This window comes from uncultured Bacteroides sp., from assembly GCF_910585845.1.
GTDB lineage: Bacteria > Bacteroidota > Bacteroidia > Bacteroidales > Bacteroidaceae > Bacteroides.
The window spans coordinates 1-21,901 of sequence record NZ_CAJUHF010000040.1 but is presented as its reverse complement, the minus strand read 5'-3'; the positions used below and the strand labels follow the sequence as shown (position 1 = coordinate 21,901).

11 protein-coding genes are annotated in these 21,901 nt (G+C 49.1%); 3 read left to right on the top strand and 8 right to left on the bottom strand.

Features of this window, described 5'->3' with window-relative positions:
* Positions 1 to 40 precede the first annotated feature (40 nt).
* The 3 genes from QZ323_RS10945 to QZ323_RS10935 all read left to right on the top strand — a co-directional run bounded on the left by QZ323_RS10945 (position 41) and on the right by QZ323_RS10935 (position 8,418).
* Complete coding sequence (locus QZ323_RS10945; RefSeq protein ID WP_294634723.1) at positions 41 to 1,960, top strand: alpha/beta hydrolase-fold protein; 1,920 nt, start codon at positions 41 to 43, stop codon at positions 1,958 to 1,960.
* Positions 1,961 to 2,012: 52 nt separating this feature from the next.
* A complete protein-coding gene (locus QZ323_RS10940) occupies positions 2,013 to 4,118 on the top strand; it encodes a hypothetical protein (protein WP_294634722.1) in 2,106 nt (701 codons plus the stop codon).
* A 235-nt stretch (positions 4,119 to 4,353) separates the two neighbouring features.
* A complete protein-coding gene (locus tag QZ323_RS10935) occupies positions 4,354 to 8,418 on the top strand; it encodes a two-component regulator propeller domain-containing protein (RefSeq protein WP_294634721.1) in 4,065 nt (1,354 codons plus the stop codon).
* Positions 8,419 to 8,462: 44 nt separating this feature from the next.
* On the opposite strand, the gene QZ323_RS10930 is transcribed toward QZ323_RS10935, so the two are convergent.
* The 8 genes from QZ323_RS10930 to QZ323_RS10895 all read right to left on the bottom strand — a co-directional run bounded on the left by QZ323_RS10930 (position 8,463) and on the right by QZ323_RS10895 (position 21,368).
* Positions 8,463 to 9,362, bottom strand: coding sequence for an alpha/beta hydrolase (locus tag QZ323_RS10930; RefSeq protein WP_294634720.1), 900 nt, complete (start codon positions 9,360 to 9,362; stop codon positions 8,463 to 8,465).
* A gap of 112 nt (positions 9,363 to 9,474) precedes the next feature.
* Complete coding sequence (locus QZ323_RS10925) at positions 9,475 to 11,388, bottom strand: sialate O-acetylesterase (protein WP_294634731.1); 1,914 nt, start codon at positions 11,386 to 11,388, stop codon at positions 9,475 to 9,477.
* 334 nt (positions 11,389 to 11,722) lie between these two features.
* Positions 11,723 to 13,462 carry a RagB/SusD family nutrient uptake outer membrane protein gene (locus tag QZ323_RS10920; RefSeq protein WP_294634718.1) on the bottom strand — a complete coding sequence of 580 codons (1,740 nt, stop codon included), beginning with the start codon at positions 13,460 to 13,462 and terminating at the stop codon, positions 11,723 to 11,725.
* A 17-nt stretch (positions 13,463 to 13,479) separates the two neighbouring features.
* A complete protein-coding gene (locus QZ323_RS10915) occupies positions 13,480 to 16,602 on the bottom strand; it encodes a TonB-dependent receptor (protein WP_294634717.1) in 3,123 nt (1,040 codons plus the stop codon).
* 924 nt (positions 16,603 to 17,526) lie between these two features.
* Positions 17,527 to 18,357, bottom strand: coding sequence for a prolipoprotein diacylglyceryl transferase (lgt, locus tag QZ323_RS10910; RefSeq protein WP_294634730.1), 831 nt, complete (start codon positions 18,355 to 18,357; stop codon positions 17,527 to 17,529).
* Between the two features lie 19 nt (positions 18,358 to 18,376).
* Positions 18,377 to 19,300, bottom strand: coding sequence for a ketopantoate reductase family protein (locus QZ323_RS10905; RefSeq protein ID WP_294634729.1), 924 nt, complete (start codon positions 19,298 to 19,300; stop codon positions 18,377 to 18,379).
* A 140-nt stretch (positions 19,301 to 19,440) separates the two neighbouring features.
* Positions 19,441 to 20,544 (bottom strand): redox-regulated ATPase YchF, encoded by a 1,104-nt coding sequence (ychF, locus tag QZ323_RS10900; protein WP_294634716.1) that lies wholly within the window; start codon positions 20,542 to 20,544, stop codon positions 19,441 to 19,443.
* Between the two features lie 194 nt (positions 20,545 to 20,738).
* Positions 20,739 to 21,368: an HD domain-containing protein gene (locus tag QZ323_RS10895; protein WP_294634714.1), complete on the bottom strand. Its 630-nt coding sequence runs from the start codon at positions 21,366 to 21,368 to the stop codon at positions 20,739 to 20,741.
* Between the last annotated feature and the right edge of the window lie 533 nt (positions 21,369 to 21,901).

Sequence of the window (21,901 nt, the reverse complement as noted above, 5' to 3'; positions counted from 1 at the left end):
GGGAGAATCGAGTACATTTACGGCTGTAAAATTTTAGTTCATGAAACACACAGTAATTTTCTTCGTATGCGCATTTGCATACTCTTTAGGAACATGGGGACAGAGTAGCATTCCCCATTCCCAGGCTGGTTTCGATGTGGAAAAAGCAGGAATAGCCAGAGGGAAAGTAGACACAGTGAGTTATAAATCAAAAACTGTAGGTACGAAACGGAAAGCATTGGTTTATACGCCGCCGGGATTCACTGCGAAGAAGAAGTATCCGGTCCTTTATCTGCTACATGGCATTGGTGGCGACGAGCTGGAATGGCTGAAGCATGGTGCACCTCAAGTCATCTTGGATAACCTGTACGCTGAAGGTAAACTGGAACCTATGATTGTAGTGCTTCCCAACGGAAGGGCCATCAAAGATGACCGGGCAACGGGGAACATTATGGCTCCTGAGAAAGTGGAAGGGTTTGCCATTTTTGAGAAAGACCTGCTGAATGACTTGATACCTTTTATCGAGAGGAAGTATCCTGTACTCAGAAATCGCGAGAATCGTGCTTTGGCAGGATTGTCAATGGGAGGTGGGCAATCGCTGAACTTCGGACTGGGCAATTTGGACAAATTTGCTTGGGTGGGAGGCTTTTCGTCTGCTCCTAACACCAAAACACCCGAAACGCTTGTTCCCGATCCGGAAGCAGTTCGGCAACAATTAAAGTTATTATGGATTTCATGTGGTGACAACGACGGGCTTATGTTTTTCAGCGAACGCACTCATCTCTATCTGCAACGGCATAAAGTACCCCATATCTTCTACGTAGAACCGGGAGTGCACGATTTCAATGTCTGGAAGAATGACCTTTATCTCTTCTCCCAACTGCTCTTCAAACCTGTCGATACGTCGAGTTTCGACCAATACGGCATACACGGCATGCGTGCCGAGAGCAACGTGCGCAACTCCAAGTATCCGCAACTGACTGCCGACCGTCGCGCTATATTCCGCATAAAAGCGCCGGAGGCGCAAAAAGTGCAGATTGATTTGGGACGGAAATATGATCTGACTAGGCAGGACAATGGAATCTGGCAGACTGTGACAGACTCCTTGGGCGAAGGATTCCATTACTATTCGCTTCTGATAGACGGGATGGCGGTGGCCGATCCTGGAAGCGAGACTTTCTATGGCATGGGTCGTATGGCGAGTGGCATTGAAGTTCCTTTCGAAGGGGGAGAATATTATGCGCTGAAAGATGTGCCGCACGGAGACATCCGTATGAAACGTTACTACTCAGAAGTCAGCCGTACGTGGAGACGCTTCTATGTGTACACTCCTGCCGGATATGATATGCATGCAGGCGAAACCTATCCGGTTCTTTATCTGCTGCATGGCGGTGGAGAGGATGAACGCGGGTGGGGTACACAAGGAAAGACTGACCTTATTATGGATAACCTAATTGCAGAAGGAAAGGCCCGTCCCATGTTGGTAGTGATGGTTGACGGCAACATGCCTTCGGTCGGATTTGACAGCGGCGCGCTTAAGGCATTTGAAGCCGAATTAACGCAAGCCGTCATTCCCTTTGTCGAGAAAAACTATCGCGTCAGGAAGGAGGCTGGTAGCCGTGCACTTGCGGGCTTGTCGATGGGAGGGCTTCAGACGCTTTATGCCGGACTGTATCACACAGACCTGTTCTCACACCTTGGTGTATTCAGTTCCGGATGGTTGGATGCCTACCGGAAAACGGCTGATGCTCAATATGAATACATCGGTAAGAATAAAGCCGATATCGACACACGACTGAAATTGTTTTGGATTGCTATGGGGGGCAAAGAAGACATTGCTTACCAAAACTGCCAAAATATGCTCAAGGAATTCGACAAGCTGAAACTGAAATATACTTATTCTGAGTATCCAGGTGGGCATACTTGGCCGGTATGGCGGAATAACCTGTATAATTTTGCACAGTTGTTATTCAGAGAATAGCGGTTTACAGAATCCAATAATTTGCATAATAATAATCCAAAACGATTTAAGTATGACAAAGAAAAAAGTCGCATTATCTTTGTTCGCAAGCGTAACCGCGCTTGCAGGTATCGTCGCACTTGCGCTGCCGCAAGGAGCGACAGACAACAGCAATCAACAAGCTTCTTCTTCCAAGTTTGTCTATCATGGGGCAGGTAATCCCTACCTGCCGCTATGGGAACATCTTCCAGACGGAGAACCACGTGTGTTTGAAGATCCCGACAATCCGGGAAAGTTCCGTGCCTACATCATCGGTTCACATGACTTACGCTTCGACAGCTATTGTGGCCCCGACATCCGGATGTGGTCGGCACCCGTGGAAGACCTGTCCAGCTGGCGCGACGAGGGACCGATATTTATCTACCAGATAGAGGGAAAATGGGATGTGATGTATGCTCCCGACCTAGTTGAAGTGAAAAGAAAAAACGGTACTAAGGAGTATTATCTGTTTCCGCACAGTCGTGGTATGAACCGGGAAGCGATGGTGGCAAAAGGAAGCCGTCCAGACGGACCTTTCACGCCCGTCAACCTGAACGAAGACGGTACGAAGACCTTGCCGGGAAGCATTCTGGGATTCGATCCTTCCATCTATATCGAATACGTGACCGACCCGAACGATCCAGACTACGAAATAGGATTCAGAGCTTACGGATATTGGGGATTCCAACGTTCGCTGGCGGCGCAGTTGGATCAGAACACCATGTACTCCGTGCGTCCTGGAACAGAAGTCATTCCTTACTTCATGCCCGCCGGCATCCGCAGAGGGCATGCCCATGCACAGAAGAAAGACATTTCTTATCCGTGCATCTATCCTGGGGAAGACCTTGAATCGTTCAATTTTTTTGAAGCCTCGTCCATACGCAAGATAGGAAACAAGTACGTGACCATCTACAGCGGACACTCGGGTCCCGACTATGGATTGGGAAGCTCCAACTCGACCCTGCGCTATGCCTACGGTGACACTCCGCTGGGACCGTGGAAAAGTGGAGGCGTGCTGGTGGATTCGCGTGCGCCGGAACTGAACCATGACGGTTCGCAACTACAGACTACCAATGCCGGGCACAACACGCACGGAAGCATAGAACTCATCAACGGACAGTGGTATGTCTTCTATCATCGTCCGCCGCGCGGATTCGGATTTGCACGCCAAGCAATGGTTGCCCCCATCCACGTGGAATGGGATGAAGAATCGGTATCCGAAGGCGGAAAAGTCTCCATCAGTGCCTACGATCCTTATGCACCAGGCTGTATCCGGACCGTCAAAGACCGTCAGGGAAACGAATACAAAGGGGCGGAGGTCACTTCGGAAGGATTTCATCTCTTCGGGCTTGATCCGTATCAGTACTATTCGGCAGGATTTGCATGCTACCTCTCCGACGTAGGTCTGCAGCAGGATTCATGGGACATCTGGGACAACCACGCGCCCATTGCCAACGTCAAGGACGGGAATATCATAGGCTACAAGTACTTCGGCTTTGGTGGACTGGACAAGGACACCTTGGGATTGAAAGCATTCGAGGGTACAAAGGAAGGCAACAAGACGGCATTCAACCTCTTCTTGACACCCAAGACTGACAAAGCGTTCAAAGTGAATGTCTGGATAGACGGTCCATGGGATAACGAAGTATGGAAAGGCACGAAGATAGGTGAAATCGCAGTGCCCGCTAACTCTCCGTTGGAGACGGCACAGTTTACGATTGACGTATCGCAGTTTGTTGACCATTTGGACAAGAAACATGCTATCTACCTTGTAGCTGAAAGTGAAGATACAGATGTACTCTTTGATATGGTCGGATTAGGGTTCAGCTCCGATGCAAAGAAAATCGTTCGTCCCGTTTCACCTAAAGTAAGTATAGAGGTCAACGGTAAAGCCATTGCAGTGCCCGAAACTCCTGTACGTTCTACCGAGAGCAACGGTATTGTCGGATATGGTACATACGAGGCTGTCTGCACGCTTCCCGCCGGAACACCTGTCGTATCGGCATCTGCAACCGACAAGGACGTGAAAATAGAGATTACCCAAGCTGCATCCGTTTCCGATACTGCTACTGTGAGGTGCGATTATAAGGGAATAGTAAAAACGTACAAAGTCATATTCAATTCCTTTGTGGAAAAATAAAGGAAATGGTTTATCGTATCCACTATGTTGGATACGATAAACCATTCATTGTGTGCATCGGCTGAAAGAAAGTATGCTTTCTGCAAAACATACCTTTAAATGAGACTGAAAGTATTGTAAGATAGAAAATGACATAAAAAGCATTAGTAGAATAAAATATGCACTAATCCGGATTTCTATTTGTGTAAATGGTTTTATTTCGTATTTTTGCTCGTTACTAAATACAATTGAGCTTATGAAACACATATTGTTCTTCTTTTTACTTCTCTTATTCCCAAGCATGATTTATGGGCAATCATCTAAACTATTTACCGTAGACGAAGGCTTATCCAGTAGTCTGATAAACAAAATCTTCCAGGACAGGAATGGCATGATATGGATTGCTACAGAAGATGGCCTGAACCGATATGACGGAGTCAAATTTGTAGTTTATAAACACAATCCTGAAGATAAGCGTTCGCTTTGCCACAATTACGTGCGCACATTGGCGGAAGACAACCAGGGACATCTGTTGGTGGGCACCCATACTGGAATACAAGTGTACGATCCGGCACGAGATAACTTTAGCCCGCAGGCCAAGTGGAGAAATGGGGAGATATTCAACAGTAACGTAATAGATATCTTGGAACGGAAAAATGGGGAAATATGGGTCACAGGCAATCAGCTATGTTCACTCACTATCACTGGGGACGAACTCACCGTAGACAGCCTCAACCTTCCCGTTCCTGTCCATTCCACTGATTATATCATTGAGGATACGAACCGGAACATTTGGATGAGCAAAGGTGAAAACGGAATCTACCGTTTGGCTCCCGACCGTCAGGTCAAGCATTATCTGACTCAAGAAAAAGGGATAACCATTGTCGCCTTATGCCGGGATCAAAACGACAATATCTACGCCGGGACAATGGGGAAAGGATTGCTGAAATATGATAAAAGTTCCGACTCCTTTGTCGCCATACCCTGCGAGGGAGAACAAAATCTGCCTATCAAGACGTTTTGTTCCGTCAGTCCGGACGAACTGTATATCGGTACGGACGGTAAGGGGGTGAAGTTTTTCGACAACAAAGAACAGAAAATCACAGACTACCTTTTCGACAATACCTATTTTAATCCGAACACTTCCAAAGTACATTCTCTCCTGAAGGACAATGCCAAGAATCTTTGGCTTGCCATTTATCAGAAAGGGGTGATCATGATTCCTTCCCAGGTAAACAGCTTTAAGTACATAGGATGCAAGTCCATCAGCAATAACATAATCGGTTCCAGTTGCATTACCGCGTTTTGCCGCGATCACAATGGTCTGCTATGGATAGGGACCGACAACGACGGCGTATATGGCATTACTGGAAGCATAATCCAAAAGGTGCATTATTCTCCTACCAATGACGAGAACTCCATTCCTGCCACCATACTCAGCCTGTACGAAGATTCGGAGCACAACTTATGGTTCGGTTCCTTCTCCAAGGGAATGGGAAAGCTAGACAGGCAAACCGGTCGCTGCTCCTATTTGAAGGAGTTATTGGATGAGAACGGTAAGTTTGTGCAGCGCGTCTATGGCTTTGCTGAAGACCGGAAAAAGCGTCTGTGGATAGCTACTATGGGAGCTGGGTTGTTCTATTATGATATCAGGAACGGACAATTGGTCTATCCTGTCGGAGTGAACGGCGAAGTCAGCAAATGGATCAACTCATTGTTCTACTCCAGCGACAACAAACTGTATGCAGGTACTTACGACGGAGTGACCTGCATAGACCTTACTTCCGACGACTTTAGTTGCTATACCTTGCTGGGGCATCATATTGTTTTTTCCATGTACGAAGACGAAAAGAAATCCATCTGGATAGGAACTTCTGACGGGTTGTTTTGCTGGAAGCCGGAGGAGCAGGAACTGACAAACTATACGATAAAGGACGGATTGCCTTGCAATACGGTCTATGGCATCCAAGGCGATGGGCAGGGAGGCTTGTGGATAAGTACCAACGCCGGCATCGCGCAACTTCATAAGGAGAACCGGCAATTCATCAACTATTATGTAAGTGACGGATTGCAGGGGAACGAGTTCACCAAGAATGCTTCGTTGAGGGATGCCAATGGTACCCTTTGGTTTGGTGGTATGAATGGGGTCACCTATTTCAATCCACAGGAGATTACTAATCCAGAACAAGAATGGAACATACGTATTACGGATTTCTACCTGCATAACCATCCGGTCAAAAAGGGCATGTTGTCCGGTGGGCATGAAATCATAGACCGTCCGGTGTTTGAGGCGGAAAGTTTTCATTTGTCTTATAAAGACAATTCTTTCAGTATAGAGTTCTCGACCTTGGAGTTGAACAGCCCCGAACGAATAGTCTATTATTATGCCATGAACGATGACAAATGGGCCGTTCTACCAGCAGGAACCAACCGTGTCTCGTTCAGCAATCTGTCTCCAGGTACTTATCGTTTCCGTGTGAAGGCGGTGGACTATATGACCGAGTCGAACGTGAAGGCTGTCACCATATACATCTCGCCTGCATGGTGGGCCACGAGATGGGCTTGGTTGTTGTATTTCGTGGTCGCTGCGGGGTGCATCCTATACATAGCTTTACAAGTGCACCACCGTTATCGCATCCGGCAGGAGATGGTGAAACACAGGCATGCCGAACAAATCAATGAGGCCAAGCTGCAATTCTTCATCAATATATCGCACGAAATACGTACGCCAATGTCGCTTATCATAAGTCCGTTGCAGAAGTTGATAAGTAGCGATTCCGATATCCGGCGCCAGAAGACGTACAACATCATCTACCGTAATGCAGAACGGATCTTGAGGCTTATCAATCAATTGATGGACATTCGTAAGATAGATAAAGGGCAGATGGTGCTTACTTTCCGGAGGACAGACATTATTCCGTTTATAGGTGACTTGTGCGATACCTTTGCCCAGCCAGCGGAAGAGAAGAAAATAACTCTTTCTTTCCACCATCTGGAAGGTGATACACAAGAGTTGTGGATAGATCCTGCTAATTTTGATAAAGTCATCTTGAACCTGCTCTCTAATGCTTTCAAGTTTACTCCCGAAGGAGGAAAGGTGGATATCAGTTTGTACACGAAAGAAGATATGCATGTTTCAGGCCCGTTGAGACATTATGTGGAAATTGTTGTTGCAGACAGTGGAATAGGCATTCCAGCACAGGAAGTTGAACACATATTCGACCGCTTCTACCAGATACAGAACAACATGAATGATACTCATGCCGGAACCGGTGTAGGGTTGCATCTTACCCGTTCGTTGGTAGAACTGCATCATGGCACCATCCATGTGGAGAATAATCCGGAAGGTCAGCCCGGTTGCCGGTTTATCGTACGCCTCCCCATGGGGTGTACCCATTTGCCTCCCGAAGCGATAGGAGCGGATGAATGCGAGGGGACGGCATTTGTACACGATTGCTCTGCTGCTACGATACTGCCTTCGTCCGCTTCGGAAGAAGGCATGGTGCAGAAAGCCCGTACTTCATATCGGGTGCTTATAGTGGAGGATAATGATGAGATACGCCGTTACATTTGCAGGGAATTGTCTGCGGACTTCCATACTGCCGAAAGCAAAAACGGTAAGGAGGCGTTGGGGGTGATGTTCAAGTTTATGCCGCATTTGGTCATCAGTGACGTCATGATGCCCTTGATGGACGGATTCACTCTGTGCCGGAAAATAAAGCAGAATGTCAATCTGAATCATATTCCTGTCGTTCTTCTCACAGCCCGGACAAGGGAGGAGGATAATCTGAAAGGACTGGAATACGGGGCCGATGTTTACATCACCAAGCCTTTCAATATTGAAATCCTGAAGAAGATGGCATTCAATCTGATACATGGACGCGAAATGGTGCATGTCACGCAGCAGGGGCAACAGATACAGGAAGAGATGGTGGAGAAGATAAAGTCTGATTCTCCGGACGAGAAGTTGATAGAGCGGGTAATGAAAGTCATTAACAAGAACATCGGAAATCCCAACTTCTCCGTGGAAATGCTGGCTAAAGAGGTCGGAATAAGCCGTGGACATCTGCATCGCAAGTTGAAGGAACTTACCAATCAGATACCTCGTGACTTTATTCGCAACACACGGTTGAAGCAGGCTGCAAGCCTGCTGGCGGAGAAGCACTATTCCGTCAATGAAGTGGCAGAACTGATCGGGTTTGCCAACCCGAACAATTTCTCGACCGCTTTCAAGGAGCTTTATGGTGTGTCTCCAACTACATATATGAGAGAAAATGTCGGAAAAAAGGATGGGGCTTCTCTATCTGGTCAGCCCGAATAACTCTATTCGGGCTGACCAGATAGCTCTATTCGGATTGCTTGGAATTAATTCATACCTGCCTGTTTCTTGAAGAACTCTGTCATTTTCTTGAAAGTCTGTTCATTGAAAGTGACAGGGCCGTGTTGTCCTTGTGGTACGGAAATAAACTCCTCCAGCCGTCCTCTGGCAGCCAGTGCTTCTTTGAAGAACAAGCTTTGGCAGTTGGGCACCACCTGGTCGGCATCTCCATGAATCACCATGAACATCGGATCGGATTCGTCGAGATAAGTCATCGGATTCAGTAGGGCCAACACGTCTGTATGTTCGGCTGGTGTTCCGCCTATCAGGGCAGCTTCGGGCGAATCGGCTCCCTTGGTCGTGGTGCAGTTCTTCATACGTGTCATATCTATCGGGCCGAACCAGTCTACCACGGCATCTACCCGGCTACTAAAAGAGCTACAATTGCCTACGTTCCCTTCAATGTCCATTTCCGTATCGCCTGCTTTATATGTCTTGACTCCATTGGTAGTACCTGCCAATGAAGACAGATGACCGCCTGACGAGAATCCGGTGATGCCTACAAAGGAAGTATCGAGCCGATATTCGTCGGCATGGGCGCGTATGAAGCGTATCGCCGCTTTCACATCGTTGATTTGTGCCGGAAACTTGGCCTCGCCACTGGATCGGTGGTTGATGGAAACCACAGCGAATCCTGCATCGAGCAATGTCTTTCCCATCGCTTGAAAGGCTGTCTGTTTCATGTTGTTGGCAAACCAGGCACTGCCGTAAATCAGGACTATGACCTTATGCTGTCCTGTCTTTCCTTCTCCGGCAGGCAGATAGATGTCCAGTTTGTGTCCTTCCAAACTGTCACCCGCATAATTGATGTCAGTCCACTGCGTGGTCTGTCCGAAAGACATCAACGAACAGAACAGCATGTATGTAAGTCCTAAAAAAGTTCTCATATCCTTTTCGTTTATGGTTAAACAGAATTGAATTGCGAATAACTCTCGATAACTTCTTTTTCGCAATTCAATTCTGTTTGACTGTGTTATATTTCTTGACAGTGAAAAAAGCCTATTTGAAAAGATGCGGCAAGAACTCATTCAGGCATCTGCGCCAAGTAAGCCATTCGTGGGCTGTTCCTTGTGATTCATAGAAAGCAACGCGTATATTCATATCACGTAAAGCGGAGACAAGCCGTGCAGTTCCCATGTTTTCTTCTGTTCCGCAACCCAAGAACAGGTAATGTACCTTCTTGTTGAAAACATTGGCATCGGCAAATACACCATTGAAGGCATTCTTTACGTCCAATCCGAAAATGGCACCACTGAAACCGCCGATATACGAGAACTTATCGAGGTTGGTCAGGGTGATGTCGAAAGTCTGTTTCCCTCCCCATGACAGTCCTGCCATAGCGCGGTGTTCACGGTCGGTATACGTGCGGAATGTCTTGTCTATCATCGGGATGAGATCATTTATCATCAGAGTGGCAAAGGAGGCTCCATAAAGATTGCGTTCTTCATTCACATCCTTCCCGGGACGTGGCCGGAAGCCTATTTCTACGTCGCCGCTTTCCATCACTACAATCATGGGTACGCATTTCTTTTCGGCTATTTGGTTGTCGAGTATGTTGTACATATACCCTTGTGTGCTCCATCCGGTTTCGTCTTCACCCATGCCATGTTGCAGATAAAGCACCGGATATCGTTTCTTGGTGTTTTTCTCATATTCTGCCGGAGTGTAGACCACGCAACGACGGAAGCGTTTTTGGCTTTCAGCGTAGTAAGTGACGGTACGTACTTGTCCGTGGGGCACGTTCTGCGTGCGGTAATAATCGCCTTCTTTGCCTTCGGGCACCTCTATTCCGCTTGCCATACGGCTACAGCCGAAGTATGTGCAACTCATCGGATCGATGACCGACATTCCGTCAATCAACAGAAAATAGTAGTGGAAACCTACTACCAAGGGATCAGTCTTCACTGTCCACCAGCCGTGCTCATCTTTGTTCATGTCGTACTTCTTGCCGCAGATGTCTACTTGCAGACGCTTTACGTCGGGCGAGAAGATACGGAAATAGGCACGGTTTTCTTTATCTAAACGTGGGAAATCGCAACCGTGCATGTTTGATGAGGCTGCTACCGTATTCTTTAAGATATCTTCATCATTCGGGAGTTCCTTGCCCATCAGCTTCAGCATGGCGGCGGCATAACGGCGTCCCAGGATGCGATATCCGGCGGCATCGAAGTGCAGGTGGTCGGGGGCACAGCTCAGGCCTTTTGAGGAAACGACGGCGCAGTTCTTTATCACTTCGGGTAAGGTAGCAATGATGGGATTCATCGAAGCACATGTACCTCCATGATCGGCATTCACTACTTCACCGGCAAGCAAAGGCACATCTTCGGCTTTCAGGTTCAGGTCGGCGAGCAGGTTGTCATATACGTTCTTTACTTTCTCAGGCCATTCCTTTTCGCCGGTGTTCGATTCGCCTTGATGCAGCAGGATACCTTTTATCACACCGTCCTTCTGGGCTATTCTGGCCATCTCTACTAGGCGGGTATAGGGATCGTTATCATACTCTTTGAGCATGCCCAACATCCATTGCGGAGCGGTCTTTATGTATTCCTCGCGTTTGTCTTTCTGGAAAAGTTCGATCTTGCAGCCACCGATAGCCACATGTACCACGCCGATGCGTACATTTTCCGGAAGATTCTCTACCATTGTCCGTCCGAAATAGTCGGCAGGGGTCAGTCCTGTATTGGGGCGGCACAGCGGAGCCCGTGCGGGATACCATTTTCCTTTCACTCTGCCCAGTTCTTTGTTGTCTACGGCGGACAATACCTGAAAGCGTGGGTTCACCAGTGTGTCTTGGGCTTCATAGCGGGCATTGCCCTCCATATTCGACTGTCCCAGACACAGGTAAATGTAGAAGTTCGCATCTTGTGCAAGTGCAGCCAAGTGGGTGAAGAACAGGGCTGCAAACAAAGTCATAATAAGTCTTTTATGTTTCATAATGGTTTAATTTATAGTCAAGTAAAAGAAGAGTTTTTGGAGTTTTCAAGAATCTGTAAACTCACAACGGAATAACTCTTTCAACAAAATACAAATTTAATCCGATTCGCGTAAATCTCCATATATATTGCGTTCTTTTATTCTTGGAATAATAGAATGAATCGTATGGGAAAAGTGAGGTTCTCATCTTTCAACGAAAACCTCACTTTGTCGTTATAATAACCTACCTATTGGAACAGCAATCAGTTTTTCTATAATTGCAGTGTTGCTTTTTGGAAATAGAGATTCATGTATGTGACAGGGTCATTAAGGATTAATTATTTGTTGCCCATCCATTCAGGTTATGAAGCTCCTTGTTCAGATTTGTCACAGCTTGTGGGAACGGGAAATACTCATGTTTTCCCTTGATGAATCCGAAAGAGCTGGCAGGTAACTTCTGGTCAACGGACAAGGGGTGAGTCAACTCGGCACGCAGATGATGTTCTTTTCCGAAATAGGGTGTACCTTCGATGAAGAAGTCATCGTATAATTGCGGAACTTGGTCGACAACAGCATCCTGACACTCTTTGGCAATACCCCAGCGGACGATGTCGTGGAAACGGCAAGTCTCAAACCAGAGTTCATATTGCTTTTCATCCTGAAGATTCTGCAAGGTAAGCGGCTTTTCCGGAGCTTCCGCACGTTTCTGGATGGCATGGAGATATTTTTCTCCTTCAGAAATGTGATTGTTTACAAGGCAAGCTTCGGCGTAAAGCAGGTATGCTTCTGCCAGACGGGCGATGCGGAATGCAGTAGAGTTATGAGTATCGGAGATAGCCATGTTGCGGTCGTTAGGAGATGCGATATTCTTCACTTCCATATATATGCCATGAGCAAACAAGCCTGCAGTGCTTTTGATTCCACGTTTGGGGTCTTTTTTCTTGTCGGCAAAGGACATCTCATTACCGTTTTCATCAAAATCTGATTCCCAACCACATAGTTCAGAGTCATAAAGGAATTCGTCCGGAGTAAGGAAGGTAGCTTTGCGACGGGGACCGTCACCATCGTTCTGGTACATTTTCTCTGCAAATTTCCAGTTGATGGCACCTCCTCCCCAACCGTCATTGGGACCGCAAATCGTGGCACGTGAACCTAGACGGTCATAACGCCAGTTCAGTACGTTGTTGGTCATCCAACGTCCGCGCTGGATATTTCCCCAAAAGCCTTTGTCGGCATTTCCCCAACAGTTGGCTTCGAAAATCTTCTCCTCGCATGCGTTGCCTTCCACATGGAACAGGTCGCGGAAACGGTTACCGGGCACAAGAGCGTAGTTGGGGGATTCCACTAACGGTTTAAGGTCTCTTTCCGCACGAACCATATCACCGGCAAATACGGCCGACTTTCCGGCTACGAAGTAAGCGAAACCTTTTGTAACCTTGTATGCTCCTTCGATATCCTGCTGTCCTTTGCGGTCGTCGAGGGCAGATACGGATTCCTCACATTCGGTAGCACACCATTCAAGAAGGCTTTTCTGGCTTTCTACGTTCGTGGGCTTATCATCGGCATTCAGTAGTCTGTCGACTAACGGAGGACGCTGGAAGGTGAGCGCAGCCATCATGTGGCAGTAAGCACGGAGCACGCGCGCCTCAGCCACACAACGGGCTTTGACGGGGGTGTCCGGTTCAACGTATGTGATCACCAGATTGGCTGCATAGATAGCCTTGTAATAACGCTGGTACAACTGGTTCAGGCAGCTGTTATTGGTGTCATAACGGAATTCATCGAACACACGTATGTCCATGTGGTCTACGTAGTCCGTACCGGCCGAGAATACATCATCCGCCGAGTAGTTCAATAACGTGAACTGGGGCTGGTAGATACCGTCCGAGGAGCAGACATTTTCGAGGAATTGTGCATAAGCGGCAGTCATGGCATCGACTGCATCCTGGTCTGTCTTGTAAAAATTCTCAGTGGAACTTACTGCCTTCTGTTCGATGTCCAAAAGGCTTTCACTACAGGAAGATGCACAGAACAGTGCTGCGCACATTGCCATTGAATATATATATTTCTTCATACTTTCAGTATTATGGGTTAGAATGTTATGTTAAAACCAAGTGTCATCTTACGCATGGTGGGGTATGCACCGGCATCGAGACCTACCATGTTTCCGCCTCTTGAGGCAATCTCTGGATCGAGGCCCGGGTAGGAAGTGAACGTGAAGAAATCATCCAGTGAGACATACGCACGGAGGTTTTCTACGAAGAACTTCTTCGTGATGGAAGAGGGCAGAGTGTAGCCAAGCTGGATCTGCTTGATCTTGAAGAACGAACCGTTGAATACGGCTGCCGAAGATGACCAGTAGTACTTGTCGCCTGCGATCGTTTTGGGATCGGGCATGTTTCCTTTCTTGGCTGCGTCATAGAAGTGCTTGGAGATGTTATTGTAACCTGTACGGTACATGCCATAGTAAACATCGTTGCCGACGGTTCCGGTGCCGAACAGGGAGAAGTCGAATCCCTTATAATCCAGGTTCAGGGTGATGCCGTAGGTTACGTCGGGAATACCCTTGCCGATGTTGAACTGGTCTTCGTCGCCGGGAACCAGTGTCTCGCCTCCGTCTTTGGTCTGATAGAGGGCATGTCCGTCTTCATTCGTGCCCAGGTATTTGTAGCCACGCATGTACCATACCGGCATGCCTTGTTCGAAGTTCGTCCAGAGGGCGGAGATATTGCCTTGTACGTATCCGCCGCCGATGCGGGTGATGCGTTCGTCAAGGTAGGTCACTTTGTTCTTCAGGGTGGCGAAGTTGCCGGCTATGGAGTAGTTCAGCTTGCCGATGTTCCCCTTGTAGGATACTTCGAATTCGAAACCTTTGTTCTGCACTTCGCCTGCATTGATCATCTGTGAGGATACACCGGTTTCGGGCAAGCAGGGGGCGTTTACAAGGAGGTCTTTGGTGGTCTTCTTATAGTAGTCCATGCCGATGGTCAGGGCGTCGTTGAACAGGCGCAGGTCCAGGCCGAAGTCCAGCTGTTCGGAGGTTTCCCAGGTCAGGTTGGGGTTGGCGAGTCCGCTTGGCATGGAGCCGTTTGTGACTGTTCCGTTGTTTTCATATTGATACCATTGGCCGCCTGTTGCGATGGAAGCCGTGTAGCTGTAATTGCTCAGTACATTGATATTACCGTTGCGTCCCCAGGATGCACGCAGCTTACCGAACGAGAGGATTTCGTCGGGCACCAGGTTCTTGAAGAACTTTTCGTTGCTGAATGTCCATCCGGCTGATACGGAGGGGAAGTAGCCCCAGCGCTGGTTTTTGGCGAGTTTGGAGGAGTCGAATGCATCGGCACGGAAGTTGGCTTGCACGCTGTATCGGTTGTCGAACGTATAGCCTACGCGACCGAAATAGGAGATGCTGGTGTTTTTGCTGGGCATGCCTTTGAACGTGCGTGATACTTTGTCGGAGACGAGTACGCAGTCCAGATAGCGGAAGTTGGGCTCGTAGGAGGAGAGCAGTTCCTGACCGGAGGCGCCGGCTGTGGTTCTTTTGGTTTCGTTCTGGATGTATGACATACCGATCATGGCCGAGATGCTGTGCTTGTCGATGGTGGTCAGGTAGTTGGCGAAGTTCTCCCACTGGTAGTAGAGGCCTGTGCTGGTGGTCTGGTCGAGGGAGTATTTCGTGTCGCTCACACGGCCGGAGATGTAGTAAGGTTCGGCATAGCTGTAGGTGTTGCCCTGGGTGATGCGCGTACCGAAGCGGGAGGTGATGGTCAGGCCTTTCACCGGAGTGAGATTGGCGAAGAAAGTACTGTGGACGTTGATGCCGCCGTTTTCGTTGTTGGCGTTCTTGTCGCGCTGTGCGAAGGGGGTACCTCCGGCGAGCTCCGTATTGAAGTATGAGGTGGCATACATGCCGTTTTCGTCGCCGTAGAAGCGGTAGTTGGTGGCTGAGGTGCCATTCTGCACAGCATCGTAGGCTGAGCCTGTGGCGGCCAGATACTGGCTACGTTCTTTCCAGTGTGTCGGGGTGAGCGGGTCCATAACGAGGAGCATCTCGAAGGCTGAGCCATATCCGTATTCGGACACGCTTCCTCTTTCCCATTTCTCGATGGAGGTGTTGGTGCCTACCTGCAACCAGGGTTTGATTTTGTAGTCGGCATTGATTTGGGCTGTCAGACGTTTGTAGTAGTCTTGCTGGCCCTTCACGATACCGTCCTGGTCTACGTAGGTGAGGTTGGCGAAGTACTGTCCCTTGTCGTTTCCGCCTTGTAGCGAGATGGAGTGTTGCTGGCTCCAGGCGTTACCCATGAAGGCATCCATCCAGTCTGTGTCGGTGTTGGGGTCCCAGTTGTAGTCGCGGATGGCGTCGGCCATGGCTGCATCGATGTCGAGTCCTTGCATTCTGCTCCAGTCTTTGAACTGTTCTGCGTTGAGGAGCTGCGGCACGTGTCCCAGCTGGTTCATCGTGAATCGGGCGTTGTAGCTGATTTTGCCGCTGCTCTTGCTGCCGTTTTTCGTGGTGATAAGTACGACACCGTTCCCGGCTTCCGAGCCGTAGATGGCGGCGGAGGCGGCGTCTTTCAGTACTTCCATGGATTCGATCAGGCTGGGGTCGAGATATTGGATGCTTGATACTTTCAGGCCGTCTACGATGAGCAGCGGGCCGATGTTGCCGGAGTTGGAGGAGTAGCCGCGCACGCGGATTTCGGCTCCGGTGCCCGGTGCGCCCGATGAGTTGAGGATTTGGATGCCGGCGGCTTTACCTTGGAGGGCGGCTGCGGCATCGGTCGTGACCAGTCCTTTCAGTTCTTTGGTGCCGACTGAGGCGACGGCACCTGTGAGGTCGCTCTTCTTCTGTACGCCATAGCCTACTACGACTACTTCGTCGAGCATCTTTGAGTCTTCTTCCAAGCGGATGTGGATCTGGTTTCGGCCGTTCACTTGGATGGTTTGCGGCCGGCAGCCAACGTAGGATACTTCGAGTGTTGCGTTGCCGTTCTGTACGGAGATGGAGTAATTACCATCTATGTCGGTAATCGTGCCGTTGCTGGTTCCCTTTTCGAGAACTGCTACGCCGATCATCGGTTCGGAGTCTTTGTCTGAGACGATCGTACCTTTTACTTGAAACTGTGCTGATGCTGACAGGCATGTGAAGAGCATGAGCATAAGGAGGTAAGGAACCTTCCGGGATTTTTTGCTTACATTTTTCATCATAATTAGTTTAAGAATTAATAATCGCATTGTTTTTTCTAGTCAGCTTGTAGCCAACTTGTAGTCAGTTATTGATGCGGTAGCTGTCTAACTGTCGTCATAGGCTTGTTTCATGGTCTTTTCATTAATCTGTTTGTTTTTCATTGCAGTTAACTTTTATTTGGTTTCCGATTGCAAATGTATGGATTTGCTTGTTAGGTGCATCACAAGTGTGTCTCACATATCTTTGGGCAGGTATCATCTTTGTTTTGGATGTCTCAATATTCTTTGGATAGGTCATTTGTGATGTGTATGTGTTTGTGTGACAGTGTGTTGTGAATGGGTGGGAATGTGGACTTCTGTTGGGGGAAAGAGTGGTTTGAGGACTGGTGGGCGGGGATGATGGGCAAGTGATAGGGGACGGTGAAAGGGTTTTGTTTGCAGCATTTCGGGAGGGTGCTTGCAGTGTTTCGGGGTTTTCACTCGAAAAGCGGTTCACGGGAAATGGTTAAAGATGTCTAATGTTTTTGTTAATGTTCCTTTCTGTTTTTACCCTGTTTTTTCTGCTTTTCGGGGTTGTTTTGGCTTCATTTGGGCTGTTTTTATCCGGTTTTCGGGGGGGGTATACCTCCGTTGTACCTTCGTTGTATCTTCGCTAAGCCTTCGTTAAGGGTTCGTTAAGGATGCGTTAAGGATGCGTTAAGGCCTCGCTCCAACGTCGCTCCTTAGGAACGGTGTTAAAACGAGGCCGGATTTTTAGCATATCGGTCCTGTAGTGTTACGGAACCTAAATTGGCTGTTTTTTTGCTGCGTTATACTGGCATTGTTGGGTTCGTGTACTTTGCAGGATTGTCTTTCGTGACTCCGTCTCCCGCAGTTCGTGACTCTGTCTCTTGTAGCTTTGTAGTCCGTCACTCGTAGCTCCGTAGCCTGTCACTCGTAGCTCCCTCAGCCTTTCTTTCTTCCGTAGAAGAACATGGAGTATATTCCGATGATGACGAACGGCACGCTCAGCCATTGTCCCATGTTCAGCGTCATGCTGTCTTCGAAGTTCACCTGGTTTTCTTTCAGGAACTCCACGAAGAAGCGGAAGACGAAGATTTCCGTCAGGCAGAGGCCGAAGAAGAAGCCGCGGCGCACTTTCTTGCCGTAGTTCTTGTACAGGTAGATCATGAGCAGGAAGAAGATGAAGTAGGCGATTGCCTCATAAAGCTGTGCGGGATGGCGGGGCAGCAGGTCCACTCTGCCGAATACGAACGCCCAGGGCACGTCGGTCGGTTTGCCGATGATTTCGGAGTTCATCAGGTTGGCGAGGCGGATGAAACAGGCGCATATCGGCGTGGCCACGGCTATCATGTCCAGCACGTCCATGTAGTGCATCTTCGTCTTGCGGCAGTAGAGCCAAAGGGCGATGATCAGTCCGAGCGTGCCGCCGTGGCTGGCAAGTCCTGCGTAGCCGGTCCACTTCCAGCCTCCGTCGGCGGGGAACTGGACGGGCAGTATCATTTCCCAGAAGTGGTGCAGGTAGTATTCCGGCTGATAGAACAGGCAGTGCCCCAGTCGGGCGCCTATCAGGATGCCGAAGAAGCAGTAGAAGAACAACGGTTCGAACTTGTCGTCGCCTATTTTCTTGTCCCTGTACTGGTAGCGGACCACGAAATAGGAGCATGCGATGCCGATGACCCACAGCAGTCCGTAGTAGCGGATGGGCACGCGGCCGAAAAGGTTGAACAGTTCGGGATCAGGATTCCAGTTGATAGTCAGTAATGAGAGCATAATGTATCTGTTTTAATAGGGTTTATAAGTTGAATTTCTCCGCCACCATCCTGTAGGTCGGGATGTCGATTCCTTGTTCCTCCGCGGCAGCTATCATGTCGAAGAGCAGCCCCTGCACCTCGCTTTCGTGCCCCCTTGCCATGTCCTTCTGCATGGAGGCGGTGCTTGCGGGGTCCAGCTTGTCGATGACTTTGAGGTTGTATCCGATGATGTCTTCCTTGAACTCGATGCCCAGTTTCGTGCCCAGCGCCGCACTTTCGCGGGACAGTCCGATGAACGTGTCGCGCACCTTGCCGGGCTTCTGCACTTCGCCCATCGGCACGTCGTAGTAAGCTCCGGTGACCGCCATCGCAGAGATGAAGGACCACTTCACGAACGTGTCCCGATTGATGTCGGGAGATATCTCAGCCTTGATTCCGCTCTCCTGCAGGTCCCGTTGTATGGCCTCCAGCGTTCCACGGGGAACAACCGTGCCGCGATGCGCTCCGTAGACCAGGCGGAATATCTGCCCCATCTGCGTGATTTCTCCCTTGCCGGACACGAATCCGACAATGTAGATGCAACCGTCCAAGACCGTCACTCCGGGCACAAGGCGCTGGATGCGCGGCCCCGTGCCGTAGACGTTGAGGATAGGGATGACAACTGTCTCCTCGTGCGAGGAGCGCTTGATCAGCTCCGTTATCGAATCGACCGAGTAGCCTTTGACGCAGACGAAGATGACGTCTGCCTTGCCTGTGTATTCTTCGGCTGTGTAGGCCTGTATGGGTAGTGTATGTTCGCCTTTCAGGTCGGAATGCAGGCGCAAGCCGTGTTCGCGCAGGGCAGCGAGATGTTCGCCGCGTGCGATGCAGGTCACGTCCTTGCCCGCCAGCGAGAGGAAGGCGGCGATGCTGCCTCCCACGCCCCCTGTGCCGGCTATAAGGTATTTCATGTTCTTGTTTTCCATCTTATAGAATGTTCTGTCTGGTATGTCTGTCTGCACGGATTGGCGGGCACGGCCGTCTGTGCAGGCAAAGAGCGGTCTGCACCATCCGGGGCAGGCTATTATTGCCATCCGTGCCCATCTGTGCCCTCTGTAGGGAAGTGTCAGACGTTGAACCGGAAGTGCATGATGTCTCCGTCCTGCACCACGTATTCTTTGCCTTCCACTCCCAGTTTTCCGGCTTCGCGCACGGCTGATTCGCTGCCGTACTGGATGAAGTCTTCGTACTTGATCACCTCGGCGCGGATGAATCCCTTCTCGAAGTCGGTGTGGATGACTCCGGCGCATTGCGGGGCTTTCCATCCTTTCTGATAGGTCCATGCCTTCACTTCCATCTCGCCGGCAGTGATGAAGGTCTCCAGGTTCAGCAACTGGTAGGCCGACTTGATCAGGCGGCTTACGCCGGACTCTTCCAAGCCTACTTCTTCGAGGAACATCTGGCGGTCTTCGTACGTCTCCAGCTCGGCAATGTCGGCTTCGGTCTTGGCGGCGACGATCAGGATTTCGGCATTCTCTTCTTTCACTGCCTCGCGCACCATTTCCACGTATCGGTTACCGTTCACTGCGCTTGCCTCGTCTACGTTGCAGACGTACATCATCGGTTTGCTGGTCAGCAGGAACAATTCCCGGGCAATTTTCTGCTCGTCCTTGGTCTCGAACTGCACCGTACGCGCGCTCTTGCCCTGTTCCAGCACTTCTTTATATCTCAGCAGCACTTCGTATGCCATCTTCGCTGCCTTGTCGCCTCCCGTCTGTGCCTGTTTCTGCACTTTTTGGATGCGGCTTTCGATGGTTTCCAGGTCTTTCAGTTGCAATTCGTAGTCGATGATCTCCTTGTCGCGCACGGGGTCGACGCTCCCGTCTACATGCGTCACGTTCTCGTCGTCGAAGCACCGCAGCACGTGGATGATGGCGTCCGTCTCACGAATGTTCGCGAGGAATTTGTTTCCCAGTCCTTCACCCTTGCTGGCGCCCTTCACGAGGCCGGCAATGTCTACGATTTCCACCGTGGTGGGCACGATGCGCCCCGGATGTACCAGTTCGGCAAGTTTTGTCAGGCGTTCGTCGGGCACGGTGATTACGCCTACGTTCGGTTCTATTGTACAAAAAGGAAAGTTTGCCGCTTGTGCTTTCGCGTTGGACAAACAGTTGAAGAGCGTCGACTTGCCTACGTTCGGCAAGCCGACAATACCACATTGTAAAGCCATTATCTATTTCGTTATTATTTTATTTTCTGTCCGCAAGTTTTGCTATTGCTTTGTTTTCTGTCTGCAAAGATAGGGATTCTTCCGTTTATTGCCTTACGGATTGTATATTTTTGCCGTTGCAGGCGCAGGTTTTTGCCTGTATGTTAGTAACAAACGTAGTCGGTCTTGGCTTTCCCGAGGGAAATTGCAGTTGTTTATGCTTGCTGCTTTTCTTCGGCAAATAACTGCTGGAAGGTATTTTTCAACTGTTTCTCGTCTGCAATGATCTTTTGCAGTTCTTTCAGCCGCTTGGCGTTTTCCGATTCCGGAAACCAAAGTTTCAGGTATCCGCCCGGTGCATATTTCTCCATCAGGTGTTGATGGAAGCGTTGATAATGCCATTCTTCTCCCGCTTCCGGCTTTTGCTTCAGGCCGTATTGCACGGTGCGGCGTAGCGTGACGACAGGGTCGATCACACGGTCAGCTTCTGTCACTATCTTGCCGTAGATGCTTCGTGGCTCGTGGTCGGCAGATGCGCGGTGGTCTTCTACTGCCTCTTTCATGGTGTCTATCTCTTCTTCGCTGAACCACTGGCGGAGTGTCTCGTCTTGTTTCAGAATAGTGCCTGAGATGAGATGGTGCGTAGCTCTGTCCCGGCAAAGCCCTGTGTCGTGATAGGCGGCGATGGTGTATGCCATACTCTCATTTACATTATACTTCGTGGCAAGTGAAAGGCTCTCTTCGATCACTGTCCGTACGTGCGAAAGGTTATGGGCTTTATCAAAAAGTTCGTAACGCGGAATAATCTCCGTTTCAATGTAGTGGATAAGAGTGGTGGGTATCATAGAATGGGTGTTATAGATGCAGTTGGCGGATTTCAAAGTCTATGAGAAAAATACGAACCCTAATCCGGAAGTTCACGATTAGTGATTTGTCCAAATTTTACACTATGATGGGCAATTTTGCAAAACTTTGATTATCAAGACAGTAGAATGAGCATGATTCAGTCCCTGACTCAATGCCATTCAGTCCCTGAGTGAATGCCTTTCAGTCCCTGACTCAATGGGGTTCACTCAAGGACTTATTCTAAAATGTTTTTTTTGTAACGAATATTCTTATTGTGTAGAAAGAAGCCAAGGAGCCTTTTTATGGACAAGTGATTTCGATACATTCGAATATGAAGAGGGGATTTCACAGGCGATAATCCTTGGATTGAAAACTATTTGGATGAATGTGTAAAACGTTCATCTGATATTATTAATCATTTAAAATTAGTAGTGGTGCGATAAAAATCCAACCACTGCGATTAATATATTAGTATTTAACCTGTTGGCGGAATTAAAATAGCGCATATTTAACTCTGCCAATAGGCTTTTCA